The organism is Micromonospora sp. DT231 (genome assembly GCF_049847025.1).
Taxonomy (GTDB): Bacteria; Actinomycetota; Actinomycetes; order Mycobacteriales; family Micromonosporaceae; genus Micromonospora.
The window spans coordinates 1-275 of sequence record NZ_JBNCNO010000057.1; the positions used below are offsets into that span (position 1 = coordinate 1).

The following is a 275-nucleotide window of genomic DNA, read 5'->3' on the forward strand; positions in this document are numbered from 1 at the left end:
GTGTCGGTGCTGGTGCCGGCGATGTTGGCGACCACGGCCCGGCCGTCGTCGACGGTCTTGACGACATCGGCGCGCAGCCGGTCGGTCTGTCCGGCGTCGGCGTCGGGCTTGCTGATCTCCACGCTGTGGTAGGCGTCGGCCTTACCGGTCTCCTTGTTCAGCACCGGGGTGATGTCGTTGATGGAGTTGGTGCCGGCTTCGGTGGTGCCCATTTCCTTGGCCATGTCGTCGACGTTGATGTTCTTGCCCTGCACGCTCAGGGCGTTACGGGTCGC

The 275-nt window shown here is 65.8% G+C and carries 1 protein-coding gene; it reads right to left on the reverse strand.

The features are described from left to right. Positions 1-275 (reverse strand): C39 family peptidase (locus ACPXBU_RS34900; protein ID WP_425761410.1); only part of this gene is annotated, 275 nt, incomplete at both ends.